Origin of the sequence: Rhizobium ecuadorense, assembly GCF_001187535.1 — a bacterium.
Taxonomy (GTDB): domain Bacteria; phylum Pseudomonadota; class Alphaproteobacteria; order Rhizobiales; family Rhizobiaceae; genus Rhizobium; species Rhizobium ecuadorense.
Genome location: NZ_LFIO01001023.1, coordinates 1 through 306, shown reverse-complemented (window position 1 = coordinate 306; position 306 = coordinate 1). Strand labels below are relative to the sequence as shown.

Genomic DNA, 306 nt, shown 5'->3' with positions numbered 1-306 from the left:
AAGTCTGCACAAGGCCAGACTACGCGAATATCGGAGACGTTACCCGTATAATCGGCGTATGTTACGCAGAGACAGTGTCAGCGGGGTTGCAGATCCGAGACGGTGGGAGCAGCCGACGCCGATTTATCAGGCACCGCCGCTCCCGCCTCGCGAACTGGCATCCGGACCTTCAACCCGGACGACAATTGGGACGTGACGGCTGTTTGAACACGGTCGCGCGTGTTGGGAACCAAGTCTGCTCCACCTCGTTGCCGCTTCGTACCCAATGATGCAAAGGAGGAAACGATGATTTCCGCAGAGCAGATC

1 protein-coding gene is annotated in these 306 nt (G+C 57.8%); it reads right to left on the bottom strand.

Going from position 1 to position 306, the window contains the following annotated elements; translation table 11 throughout:
* Positions 1-77: 77 nt before the first annotated feature.
* Positions 78-306 (bottom strand): hypothetical protein (locus tag AF337_RS44520; RefSeq protein ID WP_210168073.1); only part of this gene is annotated, 229 nt, incomplete at its 5' end.